Source organism: Methanosarcina sp. A14 (assembly GCF_001729375.1).
Lineage (GTDB): Archaea > Halobacteriota > Methanosarcinia > Methanosarcinales > Methanosarcinaceae > Methanosarcina > Methanosarcina barkeri.
This window is the reverse complement of record NZ_LZPK01000074.1, coordinates 1-14,524: the sequence shown is the minus strand read 5'-3', so window position 1 is coordinate 14,524 and position 14,524 is coordinate 1. Positions and strand designations below refer to the sequence as shown.

Sequence of the window (14,524 nt, the reverse complement as noted above, 5' to 3'; positions counted from 1 at the left end):
ACCGAAAACTCCAGAAACGATTTGGTCAGCGTGATCACAAACCTTTTAAAAAAAGGCTTGACCAAAAAGCCCAGCAACGACCTGATCTGCGTGGTCAAATGGCGCAGCAGTTGCAGGTCAACGGTTGTGGCTCAACCATTTTCAAAAAGTGCTTATCGAGAAATATTGGTTTAGGAAGAAAACGCCTCTGAAAATTAAGAGAGCTTTTTACAATCCCACTTCTTCTTTGAATTTTTCAATCCCGATCTCGTCAATAACTTCTCCGATTCTTCTGGGTTTTGGGTATTTTTTATAAAAGTTGATTATTTTTTCAACAAGGTCCAGAGCCTGCTCTTCGGTGAGGTCTTTTGCCACTACGATACCAAGTCTCGGACGGGGTCCTGCACTGCCCCCGACAGATAAAGTAAAGCCTTTTGCTGTACCCATTAGCCCTATATCCTTTATCATAGGTTCGGAACACGAATTTTGACAGCCGGAAACCCCCATTTTGAATTTGGAAGGAAGCTGCATCCCGTGGTACTTTTCATCAAGTTTTAATCCAAGCCCGACTGAATCCTGTTTGCCTCTTTTGCAAAATGTAGTGCCTGGGCAAATTTTAACGCTGCGGACACAGAGTCCTATAGCAGCTCCGGGTTTTAGATTCAGCTCTCCCCATGCTGCATCCAAATCTTCTTCTTTTAACCCTACAATTGCAATCCTCTGGGCTGAAGTAATCTTAAGAGCAGCAGCACCATACTTTTCTGCAATGTCAGCTATTTTTCTAAGAGTTTCCGGGTATACGATTCCTCCAGGAATATGTGGAGCAATTGCATAAGTTTCGCCATCTCTCTGCAGAATTGCAGCTTTTTCGGGAAGATCCCCTTTCACATACTCACGACTTACCATATTATACACTCCTCCAACTTAACTGATTCAGATTTACTTCAAGATTGTTTAGTTTAATCTTTATTTTGAATTTGCTCGGTTTAATATATATTTTCAAAATTTATTTTATATGATATCTGTTTCAAAATTTGTTTTATTTGAGATCTGTTTCAAAATTTTAATATTACTTGACCTAGGTTTTGAGATCATTATTTAACCTAAGACCGGCGTTGAAAATCGGAAGCAAAAGCTAAATTCATAGATCAGAGCCAATCAATTACTAAATTAATTTAGCAGACACAGCAAGTTCTGATTCAGCTCCCCCTGAAATTAGACCCCATACAAAAGGTGAAGAATCCGATATTCCACCACTTTTCTGGACTAAATATGTTAGAATCCAGGAACATATTTCAGACCAGAGATAATATTACTTGAAATAATATAAAACCTCATGCATATTATTTAAAAAAATATAAACCGTATGCCTGACATAATTATTCAGCGTTTCATAGCTCTACAGAACTTATCATAACATCACAAATATGGTATAGCACTACAAAACTGGAAATTACAGTTAGAATTTAGTGTAATACCTTGAATTAAAATAGAACCGTAGAACTTTTTAAAATTCGCAGAGTTGTAACAGAATCTTAAAATCTTAAGCGAATTAACCAGCCGAAGTACGACAAGCAGAGTAATTAGTGATAAAAAATAGTTAGCAGTTAAAAATGTCAGTTTAAGAACTTAAAATATGGAAAAAGGATCAGAAGATCCTTTTTTCTTATTGCTGTTTTCTCATCCTTTTCAGGAATCCGTTAAGCCCTGCTTTATGCCTGGCTTCATCCATAGATGCCTTTTCAAAGAAAAGAGCAGCTTTTGTATTGCCTTCTTTCTTGGCTAATTCTGCCGCTTCAGCTTTCTCAATTTCGGCTTTACCCTCTCCTTCAAACATCATTTCCAGATTTTCAAGAGTTGATTCTTTAACAAGTCCCAAGATTTCAGCTACCTCGGTGGCATGCCAGGCCTCGTCCATGGCGACCTGACGTAGGTAAACCGCAACATCCGGGAATCCTTCCCGCTCAGCAATCTTTGACATTGCGAGATACCAGCCAACTTCAGTAGTCTCTCCTTTAAATGTGTTTTTTAGAATTTCTTCAAGAGTCATTGAATCACCATTTCTTTTTAAAATAACCACTTTTATAGTTTAAACATAAGAGCAGTCTTTGAATTTAAGGTTTAGCCACAGTTGAGGTCAATACCAGAACGAAAACTTGATTTGACCTTTCTATCTCATCTTTCTATCTTATTGACGACCTTAAAATTAATTGAACTTAAGACCTATCGAACTTAAGACCTATCGAACTTAAGACCTATCGAACTTAAGACTATCAAACTTAAGACTATCAAACTTAAGACTATCAAATTTAAGGATATCGAACTTAAGACTAATATATTTAGGAGTAACGTGTGGAAAGATAATATTTCTGAATTCAAACAGTGAAGAAACTACAAAGAAGGAAGAAACAAAAAAGCAAAAGCTAAAACAGGAAAGAACTGAAATAGGAAAAAGAAATGACAATAAAACCGAAATAACCACAATAAGACCGAAGAACAATAAAACAGAAGATAATAAGACCAAAATATAATAAGACCAAAGCACACCATATGAAACCGGAACACACGGAAAATAATCTGCATGAAAATATATATTGATGAGAAAAATGTACAGGCTGTAAAAAAGCAATGTGGAATGTGTGTGACTTTCTGTGTGGAAGATGTAATCACACTTGAAAACTGACTTTAAAAAAGGATTGAGAAATTTGTCACTTAAGATTCGTGTAGTACTTGTAGAGCCCATGTATCAGGGAAATGTCGGATCTGTTGCAAGAGCAATGAAGAACTTTGGATATAATGACCTGGTGCTTGTAAATCCCTGTAAACTCGAAGGAGAAGCAAGAGCCATGTCATCGCATGCAAGAGATGTCCTTGAAGGAGCAAGAATTGTCTCAACGCTTGAAGAGGCTGTGAAAGGCGCAAACCTGAGTATAGGAACTACAGGGGTAGCAAGCCTGAAAACCGGAGAACACATCCGTCTTCCACTCTATACATCCAGAGAGCTCAAAGAGAGACTGAAAGATTGCAGCGGCACGATTGCAATTCTTTTCGGGCGCGAAGACACAGGTTTCCGGAACGATGAGCTAAAAAGTTTTGATATGCTTTTTACGATTCCAACTTTTGAAATATATCCGATTATGAATCTATCACATGCCGTTGCAGTGGTGCTTTATGAACTCTCGGACCTGGAAGGAGGAAACAGTCCGCTTGCTGATGGGTTTGATCTCCAGCTTTTATACGAGCATATGGAAAAATTACTGGAGGAAATCGATTATCCTCCTCATAAAAAAGACAAAACTTATCTGATGCTGCGGAGAATATTCGGAAGGGCAGGTCTAACCCCCAGGGAAGTTCAGACTTTAAGGGGCGTAATAAAAAAAACCGAGCGAAAAATGGGATACGCATTAAACGAGCCTGAAAGTCAGGAAACAGAAGTTTCGGCCAGTATAGAAAAGTTCATATGAGAATAAACCTGTTTTTAAATCAGAATTTGTGATACATATTATTACTTTTTTTTTAAAATCCTTTTTTAGGCAGAAAACCGTAAAGACATATGAAAATTTTACTTAAAGCCAGATAGAGAATGATATGACTGAAACAGAAAGCAAGTGGGATGAAAAGCTAAAGAGGTTTTTTAAAGACTATTACTGGAATGAAATCCTCCAGCTTGCAAACGAGTATCCAGATCAGCGAAGCCTTAGCGTGGATTTTACGGATATAGAGAAGTTTGACAGAGAGCTTTCAAAAGAATTCCTTGACCATCCAGAAGAACTTATAAAGGCGGCTGAGGCTGCCCTGAAAGAAATCGACCTTCCTGTAGAAAAAAGCCTGGAAGAGGCTCATGTAAGGGTAATAAGAATCCCAAACCGAATACCTATAAGAGATTTAAGAAGCAAGCACCTCTCGCGCTTTATTGCAATCGAGGGTATGATAAGGAAAGCAACTGAGGTGAGACCAAGAATTACTAAAGCTGCTTTTGAGTGCCTCAGGTGTGGACATATTACTTTTGTGGACCAAAACAGCTTCAAATTCGAGGAGCCCTTTGCAGGTTGTGAAGACGAAAATTGTGGAAAGAAGGGGCCCTTTAAGGTAAGGATAGAGGATTCCACCTTTATCGATGCGCAGAAACTGCAGATCCAGGAATCGCCTGAAAACCTGAAAGGAGGTTCACAGCCTCAGAGCCTTGAGGTGGACTCTGAAGATGACCTGACAGGAAATGTCACCCCCGGAGATAGGGTTATAATTAATGGAATCCTGAAATCGAGACAGCGCACTCTGAAAGATGGGAAATCTACCTTTTATGATCTTGTGTTAGAAGCAAATTCCATAGAGCACCTTGATAAGGATTATGACGAACTCGAAATAACTGCCGAAGATGAAGAAGAGATCCTTGAACTTTCCCATGATCCTGAGATTTATAACAAAATTATTAGTTCTGTTGCGCCTTCGATCTACGGATACGAGGACATAAAAGAAGCTCTTGCCCTTCAACTGTTTTCTGGAGTTGTGAAAAACCTTCCTGACGGTTCCAGAATAAGAGGCGATATACATATTATGCTTGTAGGAGACCCAGGAATTGCAAAATCCCAGCTCCTGCGCTATGTTGTCAAACTTTCCCCTAGAGGAGTTTTTACTTCAGGGAGGAGCGCATCGGCAAGCGGTTTGACTGCGGCTGCCGTAAAAGATGACCTCAACGATGGTCGATGGACGATCGAAGGCGGTGCCCTTGTCATGGCTGATATGGGGATCGCTGCGGTTGACGAAATGGACAAAATGAAAACCGAGGATAAAAGTGCCCTGCATGAGGCAATGGAACAGCAGACGATAAGTATTGCCAAAGCGGGAATTATTGCCACTCTTAAATCCCGCTGTGCCCTCCTGGGAGCTGCAAATCCGAAATATGGACGTTTTGACAGGTATGAGAGCCTTGCAGAGCAGATAAGTATGCCACCTGCACTGCTTTCCCGTTTTGACCTTATCTTTGTTTTGCTTGATACTCCTGACCATAATATGGACACTAAAATTGCAAACCATATTCTGCAGTCTCATTATGCAGGAGAACTCTTCGAGCAGCGGGAGAGACTTCCCGGCTCTCATATTAAGGAAGATTTTGTCGAAGCCGAAATGGAAGTTATCGAGCCTGTAATTCAGCCTGAACTCATGCGAAAATACGTTGCCTATGCCCGGAAAAACGTGTTTCCTGTAATGGAGGAAGATGCAAAAGCTTACCTGATAAGTTTTTATACGGACCTTCGAAAAACCGGAGAGAGCAAAAATACCCCTGTGCCCGTAACTGCGAGACAGCTTGAAGCGCTTGTCCGCCTCTCGGAAGCAAGCGCAAGAGTCCGCCTGAGCAATACGGTCACGCTTGAAGATGCAAAAAGAACTATCAGAATCGAGATGAATTGCCTGAAAAACGTAGGTGTTGACCCCGAAACCGGAGTCCTTGATGCAGATATACTTGCATCTGGAACAAGCATGAGCCAGAGAAACAAGATAAAAATCCTGAGAGATATAATTAAGAAGGTAAGTGAGAAGCATCCGGGAGCTAAAGCCCCTCTCGAAGAGGTTTATGCCATAGCTGAAAACGAACACGGAATAGACAGGGTTCATGCCGAAGAGAACATTAAGAAAATGAAGCAAAGAGGAGACCTGCTTTCTCCAGACCAGAACCATATAAGGCTTGTTTAAGTTTAAGGTTTGTTGAAGTTGAAGAATTGTGTTGAAGTTTAAAGTTTGTTGAAATTGAAGAATTATTTAAGCCGAAACGAAGCAAATTGCTGAAAGTTCCAGGATCTGTTTTCCAGACCCCTGGAAAGAGAAAAAAGTCTACATAACACCTACATAGCAATTATGTGAAGACGGTTAAGCTGTAAATACTAAAAGGGCAATACTATTTAAAAGGGAGAGTATGTATATAAAAATATATAAAAATGGGGAGCATGTGCTTGTTGCGGCCTGCGATAAGGAAGTGCTCGGAAAGACCCTGAAACACGGCAATACCGTAGTGGAGATCAGCAGGGCCTTTTATGAAGGGGAACACGTTTCCGAAGAAGAACTCAAGAAAGCCCTTGAAGAAGCTACGACTGCAAACCTCTTTGGAGAAAGAACAATTAAGTTTGGTATAAAATGCGGGTTGATTGATCCGGATTCAGTAATAATAATTGACGGCGTACCTCATGCCCAGATCTTCAGGATCTAATCCAGTTTAAATTAATCCCCTGAGAGCCTGAGTCAAGCGAAAGCCAAACAACTGGTTATCAGGGCTGATTATATACCGGAATAGAGAACATATGTATAAAATAAAATGCAGATTGTGATACAGTGACTGAGAACATTGACGAAGCCGGAATCAGAGTGCAGACAGAAAAGGAGCTGATCTCCGCAGTTGTGGAAAAACACAGACGGTTTCTGGAAGAATATAAAAAAGAGTTTGGAGAACTGGACAACAGGTTGAGCCAGGTCGAAGAAAATGTAAAAAATGCAAAGAATGTCAGAATCCAGATGGAAGAGAGAAAAGAAGTCCTCAAGGAGAAACGCCAGCAGTTTTACCATCAAACCGAAGCACTCCTTGAAAAAGAAATATTTCCTAAACTGGATCTGATTACTGCAAATAAACTCCAGGAAGAGATTAAAAAACTCAAAGGGCAGATCGAACCTGAAGAAGAGCAGAGACTTAAAGACTCATTTATGGAAAAACTGAGTGAAACTATTCGGGCAGCAGGACTTGGAGAAAATGTTCTCCTGCAAACGGGTGCAAGAATGGAAGAAGCCAGGAATTCAAATATTGAATTAAAAGAAATAATAAAGTCTGAAAAACAACTTACAGAGGATAAAGGCAGTAAAGGTGAAGAGGTTTCTAAAAGCAAATCCCAGCATAAATGGCTCAGCACCAGAATAAAAAACCACGAAGAAGCCCTGAATTACTGGGAAAAGTTGAAAATATAACCCATTTTTGAAAACACGCGGGTGATAATACATGACCAACGACGTTTCAAGCACAGAAATTGCAACGGCCGACCTTTCAAACCTTAACGAACGGGAGCTGAAGGGCAAGGTAAACGAGCTCAGGAGCAAGATAGAGAAAAGCGAAAGGCAGTTGGCATCGATTTTTAAGGAACTGAAGATTAACAGGACCGATATCGACGAGCTGAGAGAAAAGAGAGACTCTCTGAACCATCAGGTTAAGGAAAGGGTTGCAAAAGCACAGGGACTAAGAGATAAGCGGGACGAGATTAACAAAGCAATCAGGGAGTATAAGGGAAAAAGAAGTGATGTAAACTCAAAGACTCAAGAACTGTTTTCAGGAATTGCTGGACTTAAGGAACAGCGGGACGAATACAATAAATGTTCCCATGGAAGTGTGGAATCCCTCACAAAGGCTTATGAAGCCGAACTTGACTCTTTTCTAAATAAAGAACTGCCTCTTACAGTGGAAATAAAAATATTCCAGAAACTCAACGACCTTGAGAAACGTCTGCAAGCTGCAAAGAAGGCAAATGACCTGCATGCTCAAATCCAGGAAAGCTATAAAGAATCAAAAGGAATTCATAAGAGAGGAGATGAACTCCACGAAAAGATTCAGGCTCTCTCAGACGAATCTCAGACCTGCCACCTGGAAATGCTCGAAAATTTTAAGTCTGCAGACGAAATCCGAAAAGAAGCAAATACATATCATGCCCAGCTTACGGATAAAATCACAAATATAAACTCAATTAAAGAAAAAATCGACCCGCTTAAGACCAACATTGCTAATAACCGGAAGGAACTCTCCTTATATCTGGACAGGTTAAAAGACCTGCAACTTATGAAAGAAGAAAATAAAGCAAACCAAAAACACAGCGACGCCCGCGAAAAACTTCAGAAAAACGCTCGTATGAGCCTTGAAGATCTTAAGCTCCTTATCGAGAAGGGAGACGTTAAATTCTCCAATGAGTAAGAACTTGGGAAACTCAGGAAGAGAACTCGGAAACTCAGGAAGCCGGAGACAAAAACCAGTTTCATTGAAAATGTCCCCGGTTTATATTTTAAATGGATTTCTTTTTGTCTATTAAAATGCCTTTCCATTTACTTTGGTTAAATAATTTTATATTGTGGTTAGATTAAAATCTTTTGTTATTCCGTTTAAATTTATTTTTCCATTGTATCATTAAAAACCATTATATCGTAAAAATGTTATTTTTTCTTACCTTTTCCTGCAAAGAGACCTGTCACTAGAAGCACGGCCCCCAACCCAAGGAGGAAGAGAGGTATATCAAAGCCCTCAGCTTGAGTTTCCAGTCCAGGTTCAGAGGAAGAAGAGTTATTATTCGAAGCGTTGTCAAAAGATTCGGTTGGCGTTTGAGGCACAGGAAACCTGGGGTCAAGATACTGATATACAGGTGAAAACTTTACAAGTACTCCATCTGCTCCTTCGTATATCGTATCCACGGTAAGATTAAGGATTTCCGTAGAGTTATTAGAATATACAAATTGAGAGCCTTCAGTAACGATATCATCCTGAAGGGGAACTCCGTTCCTGCTAAGTTCAATCCAGACTCTTTTGCCTTCGGTATCTGCGCCTTTTATGTAAAGCTGATAGTTCTGTATAAAGTCATGGGAGTAGCCTGATCGGATATAAATTTCCTCTCCATTAATAGCAATAATAGAAAGGCTGTCTTTATCGGCAGGAATAATGGAAAGCTTTTCTTTACCGGCAGCAGCTAAAGCAGGTGATATCGAGTAAAAGACTGAGAGGCATAAGGAGATAAGGAGGAAAAAGAAAAATACAGAAACAAGGTTTGCCTCCTTAACTTCCTTTCTTCTTTGTTTACCTGGACCGTGCATAAATGCATCTGCCTGCAATAATTTCTTCTCTGGTATCGTCAGCTTTTCTTATTACGAGAGCTCCGTCTGGAGTTACTCCTACGGCTTTGCCTTCTATAATTCGTGAAGGCGTCGTAACTTTTACATCTCTTCCTATGGTATCGGAGAGAGCAAGCCAGTCATTGAGAATGTGTGAGAATGGCTGGGTCTTGAAGAGTATATACTGCTGCTCAAGTTCAAAAAGGAAATCTTGCAGGAGCGAGACCCTTTTTATATGCCTTCCAAGCTCGGCTTTCAAAGTTGTGGAGCCTGCACGGAAAGATTCAGGGATATCTTTCAAATCCATATTTACATTAATCCCTATTCCCAGCACAACATAATCTACTTTATCCACCTCGGCCTTTGCCTCGGTAAGAATTCCACAAACCTTTTTTCCATTAATTCGGACATCATTTGGCCATTTAATGCGAGCGTCAAGGTCCATATTACGAATAACGTTTGCAACTGCAAGCCCTGCAACCAGGGTAAGCCTTGAGGCATGCCTCAGAGGGACTCCAGGCTTCAGGATTACAGACATCCAGATTCCACCATGAGGAGATATCCATTCTCTGCCCAGCCGGCCCCGGCCTCCTTTCTGCACTTCGGCAATAACAAGCGTGCCTTCTTCTTCCGATGCCGCGATTTCTTTTGCAATACTGTTTGTAGAAGTTACCTCTTCAAAATAGTGAATTTTTTTTCCTAGAAGAGTCGTTTTGAGGCCCATCTGGATTTCTTCCGGGTACAGGAACTGGGGTACGGATTTCAGGACATATCCCCTTTTCGGAGATGATTCTATCTCATAACCATCAGCCTGAAGGGACTTGATATACTTCCAGACCATTGTCCTGGAGATCCCTAGCTTGAGCCCCAATTCCTCGCCGGAAACAGGACTTTTCTGTGCATCTTTAAGTGCCTTGATAATTCGAGATCTTTTATCTCCCATCATCGTACCCCATACAAATGTATGCGTTCAACCGTATATATTTTTTTAGTTTAAATTGTTTCATATCGAACGGACCTGAATCCTATTCCTGTTTCTCAGGAGGACACATGTCACCGCTGTGTTTTCTGTGCCATGCTCACATAGGCATGCACAGCAGCCGTAATGGCCGCAACTTTCTTGTCTTTTGCTTCAAGAGCCGAAGCCAGAGTAGCCCCTTTTTCAGCATCTGCTTTGACAACCTCTTCAACGGCTTCCATAATATTATTATCTTCGATAAAAGCCGTTGTCAGGTCGCCCCTGCGGAAGGCCGGATTACGCATGACTGCTTTATGGAAGGGTATATTGGTTTTTACTCCAACGACCACATACTCGTAAAGAGCTCTTTCCATCCTGGCAATCGCTGCATCCCTTGTCTTTGCCCAGACGCAGAGTTTCGAAATCATTGAATCGTAGTAAGGAGAAATGGTATAACCTGTATGTACTCCACTGTCCACCCTGATTCCGGGCCCACCTGCTGACCGATATCCACGGATCTTTCCGGGAGACGGAGCAAAGTCGTTTAACGGATCTTCTGCATTGATCCTGCACTCAATAGAATGCCCGTCAATAATAATATCTTCCTGATTAAATTCAAGCTTTTCTCCCCAGGCTATCCGAAGCTGCTCTCTTACAATATCGACACCTGTGACCATCTCAGTTATCCCATGTTCGACCTGCAAGCGAGTATTGACTTCAAGGAAATAGAAGTTGCCCTTTGAATAAAGAAACTCCACTGTCCCGGCATTTACGTAACCAATTGTCTTTGCTACCCTGACTGCGGCTTCTCCCATCTTTGCCCTGAGTTCAGGAGTCATGATAGGTGAAGGAGCTTCCTCAATAAGCTTCTGATGCCTTCTCTGAATGGAGCATTCCCTATCCGAAAGGTAAATCGTGTTTCCATATCCATCTGCCAGAATCTGGATCTCTATGTGCCTGGGCTCCTCGACATATTTTTCAATAAAAACCGAGGAGTCACCAAAAGCTGAGCCAGCCATTTGCCTGGTAGAGCTGAGTGCAGTGGCGAATTCATCGCTGGAATTAACTACTTTCATTCCAATTCCACCGCCACCTGCCGAGGCTTTAATCAAAACAGGATAGCCGATCTCTTCTGCAATTTTTACAGCCTCGACCGGGTCCTCAACTGCATCTTTCGTCCCTGGCACAATAGGAACACCAGCCTTCGCCATAAGATTTCTAGCCCTGATCTTGCTTCCCATTTCGGCAATCACATGGCTTGGAGGACCTATGAAAACAATTCCTTCTTCCTCACAGCGTTTTGCAAAGACCGGGTTTTCGGAGAGAAAACCATAACCCGGATGAATTGCTTCAGCTCCTGTGTTTTTTGCAACTGCAAGAATAGCTTCCATATTCAGATAGCTCTGGCTAGAAGGGGCCGGGCCTATTAGGTAGGCTTCGTCTGCATATTTGGCAAAGAGGGCGTTTTTATCAGCTTCTGAACAGACCGCAACAGTTGAAATTCCAAGTTCACGGCAGGCACGCATAACCCTGATTGCAATCTCACCGCGGTTTGCAATGAGTACTTTTTTGAACATGATGCCTTCCACCTCACTATATTATTCGATTGACATGATTATGTCACCAGGAGATACGGTGTCCCCTTCGGAAACAAAAATCTCTCTCACAACACCTGAATGGGAAGCATGAACAGCGTTTTCCATTTTCATAGCTTCAATGACAGCGATTGTATCGCCTTCTGCAACAGTATCTTCAACCTTGACCTTAAGAGAGAGAACCATGCCCTGCATTGAGACGCTCACAGCTCCTTTAACAGACTTAGCACTCGACTTTTTGGGAGAAGCCTCAGATATGGAAACTTCCCCACCAACAGGTTCAACCCGGACATCATAAATGTCTTCATCTACTTCGACCTTGAAATGAGTTGGAACTTTGTGTTCCTGCTGCACTTCAGGAGCAGGGGTAACTACTGCAAGAGCTTCTTCTTCCATTTCTCCTTTTAAGAATTTTGGAGCGATAGCCGGATAAAGAATATAGGTAAGTATGTCTTCTTCAGATTTAGCAATACCCATTTCTTCGGCTTCCTTCTTTCTTTTCTCGTATTCAGGCTTGAGGAGATCGGCGGGACGGCAGTGAATAGGTTCCTCGTCCCCGATTACCTTACCGATTATTTCCGGGCTTATGGGAGCAGGAGGGCGCCCGTAAAGGCCGCGCACATAATCCTTAACCTCTTTAGGAATAACCTTATAGCGTTCGCCCATTAGCACGTTAAGAACCGACTGGGTGCCTACGATCTGGCTTGTAGGAGTGACAAGGGGCGGATATCCAAGCTCCTTTCTAACCCTGGGCATTTCATCAAGTACAGCATCATATTTGTCAAGAGCGTTCTGTTCTTTTAGTTGAGATACAAGGTTAGAGAGCATCCCGCCAGGGATCTGGTAGATGAGTACGTTGGTATCGATCTGTTCGGAAATAGGGTCAAGTATGCCCCGGTATTTCTCTTTTAATATTTTGAAATATTTAACGACTTCTTCAAAATCATTCAGGTCCAGCCCAGTATCGTAAGGAGTACCTTTGAGGGCAGCTACGACTGTTTCGGTTGGAGGCTGAGAAGTTCCCCAGGCCAGTGGAGAAAGTGCAGTGTCCAGAATATCGACCCCTGCCTCACAGGCTGCCATATAGCTCATTGGAGCCATTCCAGAAGTGCAGTGGCAGTGCAGAGAAATCGGAATGGAGATTTCTTTTTTCATGGAACTGATTATACGTGTGGCATCATTTGGGGAAAGAAGGCCTGCCATATCTTTGATACAGATGGAATCGCACTCCAGTTCTTCAAGCTGTTTTGCAAGTTCAACGTATTTCTCAACGGTATGTACCGGACTTATGGTATAGCAAACCGTACCCTGTACGTGAGCACCAAGACCTTTTGCCACTTTGATAGAGGATTCCATGTTCCGGATATCATTAACAGCATCAAAAATCCGGAAAATGTCAATTCCGTTTTGGTAAGACTTAGTAACGAATTTCTCGACTACGTCATCCGAATAGTGCCTGTACCCTACAAGGTTCTGTCCCCTTAGCAACATCTGAGCGTAGGTGTCTTTCATTTCTTTTTTGATATCCCTCAGGCGCTGCCAGGGATCTTCATTAAGGTAGCGGATACAGCTGTCAAAGGTGGCACCTCCCCACATTTCAAGGGAGAAATACCCTATCTGGTCCAGTTGTTCAACCACTTCGAGCATATCTCTTGTCCGCATTCTGGTTGCCAGTAGAGATTGATGTGCATCCCGGAGGATGGTTTCGGTAATTTTTACACTCATGGATGAACCTCTTAAAATCGAATCAAAATAACCTGATTTACTATTCCTGATAGTAGACTTCGAATGGTTGTTCCAGGAAGTTTCATTTAATATGCCGAAATTATCCAGGTTAAGATTTTGATCCGTCTGAGTAAGTGTATAAGTCCTCAGATCACGGTTTTAATGTGATTTTCTGCGGTTTTACCGGAAAGAGGGATTTTTCGGTTTATATCTAACCGACTTTCCGGAACCGCAATCGGAGGATATCAATATTACAGATGTGAACGCAGTACTACATAGATCTGCGTTGATAAGAATTCTTTAATATTCAATTGTTAACAAGTATATACTTTTCGCCTGTTAACATTAAGAGAGCAACTTTTAAAAAAGTCCCAGGTTCCTGATATAACTTAAAAACCATTTAAAAAATTATGGTTATGAATCTAAAGTTTTAAGAAAGCTGTAAATAAAAAATATACCTGGCTGAACCGGGAAATAGCAATTTCCTTGAGTTTGCAGCCTTCAGATTAAACTTTTTGTTTTCTTCCTACAAAGAACCACTGATCGTAAGTCCCTTCAGAGTCGGTGTTGTCTACAATTTCACCATTAACTCCTGCCCTGAGCAGAGCTCCGGCAAGAATTTCAGCCTCAGTCTTACTGCTAACTGTAAAAAGCATGAGAGCCCCCTCATTTGCTACCGATGCCGCCTCTCTCATAATATTTACCCAGAGATCTTTATTGAATTCATAGACAAGCCCAAGCATAAATCCCATCACGGCATCAAAACTTCCTGGCTCAAAATATCTAGAAAGAGCCGTTGCATCCATTACAACCGTTCTTTGAGGGTTCAAAACTCCCTGCTCAAGCCCCTGACAGACTGTGCATTTGTTAATTTCTACAGCCAGCGGATTAAGCCCAAGCCTGTAGAGAGCAAGCGTGGACATTCCGTTTCCACAGCAGACTTCAAGAAGCCTGCCTTCAGGGTAAATCCCCTTTTTTTGAAGAACATCAAAGATTTCTGCGACCTTTCGAACACGATTTTCAGAAAAGACACTCCCGTAAGACTCAGGTCTGACCGCGCAACCCGGGCAGAGATTCCGGTTTACGAGCATAAGCGAATAGTACTCATTAACGGCGTCTCGCCAGGTTTCCGAAGAAACTTCAATATCTCTTTCAGGGAGAGTGAAAGTAAGAAGAGAATCGGTAAGGATTTCAAAATTCTTTTTAGAGCTATCTCTCGCAAGAGCTCCCGTAAAAACCGACCAGAAATCTACAGGGACTTCCTCGTCTGCCGAATTAAAAAGCAAAAATCCAAGTGTGTGTTCCCCTTCCCTAACCCTCAGTAGCCGCACCTTCTGTGCCTCTGCAAATTTTCGGACTCCGTTAAGATATAGGACTTACGCAGTTAAAATGCCGAAACCTTGATATCTTTATAAATATACTT

The 14,524-nt window shown here is 41.7% G+C and carries 13 protein-coding genes; 6 read left to right on the top strand and 7 right to left on the bottom strand.

Going from position 1 to position 14,524, the window contains the following annotated elements; all coding sequences use genetic code 11:
* A partial coding sequence (locus tag A9239_RS19855) for a hypothetical protein (RefSeq protein WP_218104547.1) occupies positions 1-191 on the top strand: 191 nt, incomplete at its 5' end.
* Between the two features lie 16 nt (positions 192-207).
* On the opposite strand, the gene A9239_RS04635 is transcribed toward A9239_RS19855, so the two are convergent.
* The gene (locus A9239_RS04635; protein ID WP_048121587.1) at positions 208-885 is read right to left on the bottom strand and encodes an NAD(P)/FAD-dependent oxidoreductase; all 678 of its coding nucleotides are present in this window, start codon (positions 883-885) and stop codon (positions 208-210) included.
* A gap of 760 nt (positions 886-1,645) precedes the next feature.
* On the bottom strand, positions 1,646-2,029 hold the full coding sequence (locus A9239_RS04630; RefSeq protein ID WP_052712916.1) for a ferritin family protein: 384 nt from the start codon (positions 2,027-2,029) through the stop codon (positions 1,646-1,648).
* 655 nt (positions 2,030-2,684) lie between these two features.
* Here A9239_RS04630 and A9239_RS04625 point away from each other — a divergent pair.
* The 5 genes from A9239_RS04625 to A9239_RS04605 all read left to right on the top strand — a co-directional run bounded on the left by A9239_RS04625 (position 2,685) and on the right by A9239_RS04605 (position 7,918).
* A complete protein-coding gene (locus tag A9239_RS04625; RefSeq protein ID WP_048157137.1) occupies positions 2,685-3,443 on the top strand; it encodes an RNA methyltransferase in 759 nt (252 codons plus the stop codon).
* Between the two features lie 124 nt (positions 3,444-3,567).
* Positions 3,568-5,670: a minichromosome maintenance protein MCM gene (locus A9239_RS04620; protein ID WP_048121591.1), complete on the top strand. Its 2,103-nt coding sequence runs from the start codon at positions 3,568-3,570 to the stop codon at positions 5,668-5,670.
* A gap of 220 nt (positions 5,671-5,890) precedes the next feature.
* Positions 5,891-6,181 carry a DUF424 domain-containing protein gene (locus tag A9239_RS04615; RefSeq protein ID WP_048121593.1) on the top strand — a complete coding sequence of 97 codons (291 nt, stop codon included), beginning with the start codon at positions 5,891-5,893 and terminating at the stop codon, positions 6,179-6,181.
* A 122-nt stretch (positions 6,182-6,303) separates the two neighbouring features.
* Positions 6,304-6,927, top strand: a complete 624-nt coding sequence (locus A9239_RS04610) for a hypothetical protein (RefSeq protein ID WP_048121595.1) — start codon at positions 6,304-6,306, stop codon at positions 6,925-6,927.
* Between the two features lie 31 nt (positions 6,928-6,958).
* Complete coding sequence (locus A9239_RS04605; RefSeq protein ID WP_048121597.1) at positions 6,959-7,918, top strand: coiled-coil protein; 960 nt, start codon at positions 6,959-6,961, stop codon at positions 7,916-7,918.
* 236 nt (positions 7,919-8,154) lie between these two features.
* On the opposite strand, the gene A9239_RS04600 is transcribed toward A9239_RS04605, so the two are convergent.
* The 5 genes from A9239_RS04600 to A9239_RS04580 all read right to left on the bottom strand — a co-directional run bounded on the left by A9239_RS04600 (position 8,155) and on the right by A9239_RS04580 (position 14,432).
* Positions 8,155-8,805, bottom strand: coding sequence for an S-layer protein domain-containing protein (locus A9239_RS04600; protein WP_069575227.1), 651 nt, complete (start codon positions 8,803-8,805; stop codon positions 8,155-8,157).
* Complete coding sequence (locus A9239_RS04595; protein ID WP_048121600.1) at positions 8,789-9,766, bottom strand: biotin--[acetyl-CoA-carboxylase] ligase; 978 nt, start codon at positions 9,764-9,766, stop codon at positions 8,789-8,791. The genes A9239_RS04600 and A9239_RS04595 overlap by 17 nt, the downstream gene beginning before the upstream one ends.
* 110 nt (positions 9,767-9,876) lie before the next feature.
* Positions 9,877-11,358 (bottom strand): acetyl-CoA carboxylase biotin carboxylase subunit, encoded by a 1,482-nt coding sequence (locus A9239_RS04590; RefSeq protein WP_048156204.1) that lies wholly within the window; start codon positions 11,356-11,358, stop codon positions 9,877-9,879.
* Positions 11,359-11,379: 21 nt separating this feature from the next.
* The gene (oadA, locus tag A9239_RS04585) at positions 11,380-13,101 is read right to left on the bottom strand and encodes a sodium-extruding oxaloacetate decarboxylase subunit alpha (protein WP_048121604.1); all 1,722 of its coding nucleotides are present in this window, start codon (positions 13,099-13,101) and stop codon (positions 11,380-11,382) included.
* A 506-nt stretch (positions 13,102-13,607) separates the two neighbouring features.
* Positions 13,608-14,432, bottom strand: coding sequence for a class I SAM-dependent methyltransferase (locus A9239_RS04580; RefSeq protein ID WP_230668915.1), 825 nt, complete (start codon positions 14,430-14,432; stop codon positions 13,608-13,610).
* Between the last annotated feature and the right edge of the window lie 92 nt (positions 14,433-14,524).

What these genes read in the sequence shown, in the direction of transcription:
- A9239_RS04615 (WP_048121593.1), top strand. Translation starts at nt 5,891, where the DNA reads ATGTATATAAAAATATATAAAAATGGGGAGCATGTGCTTGTTGCGGCC.
- oadA (WP_048121604.1), bottom strand. Translation starts at nt 13,101, where the DNA reads ATGAGTGTAAAAATTACCGAAACCATCCTCCGGGATGCACATCAATCT.
- A9239_RS04635 (WP_048121587.1), bottom strand. Translation starts at nt 885, where the DNA reads ATGGTAAGTCGTGAGTATGTGAAAGGGGATCTTCCCGAAAAAGCTGCA.
- A9239_RS04605 (WP_048121597.1), top strand. Translation starts at nt 6,959, where the DNA reads ATGACCAACGACGTTTCAAGCACAGAAATTGCAACGGCCGACCTTTCA.
- A9239_RS04600 (WP_069575227.1), bottom strand. Translation starts at nt 8,805, where the DNA reads ATGCACGGTCCAGGTAAACAAAGAAGAAAGGAAGTTAAGGAGGCAAAC.
- A9239_RS04590 (WP_048156204.1), bottom strand. Translation starts at nt 11,358, where the DNA reads ATGTTCAAAAAAGTACTCATTGCAAACCGCGGTGAGATTGCAATCAGG.
- A9239_RS04595 (WP_048121600.1), bottom strand. Translation starts at nt 9,766, where the DNA reads ATGGGAGATAAAAGATCTCGAATTATCAAGGCACTTAAAGATGCACAG.
- A9239_RS04630 (WP_052712916.1), bottom strand. Translation starts at nt 2,029, where the DNA reads ATGACTCTTGAAGAAATTCTAAAAAACACATTTAAAGGAGAGACTACT.
- A9239_RS04620 (WP_048121591.1), top strand. Translation starts at nt 3,568, where the DNA reads ATGACTGAAACAGAAAGCAAGTGGGATGAAAAGCTAAAGAGGTTTTTT.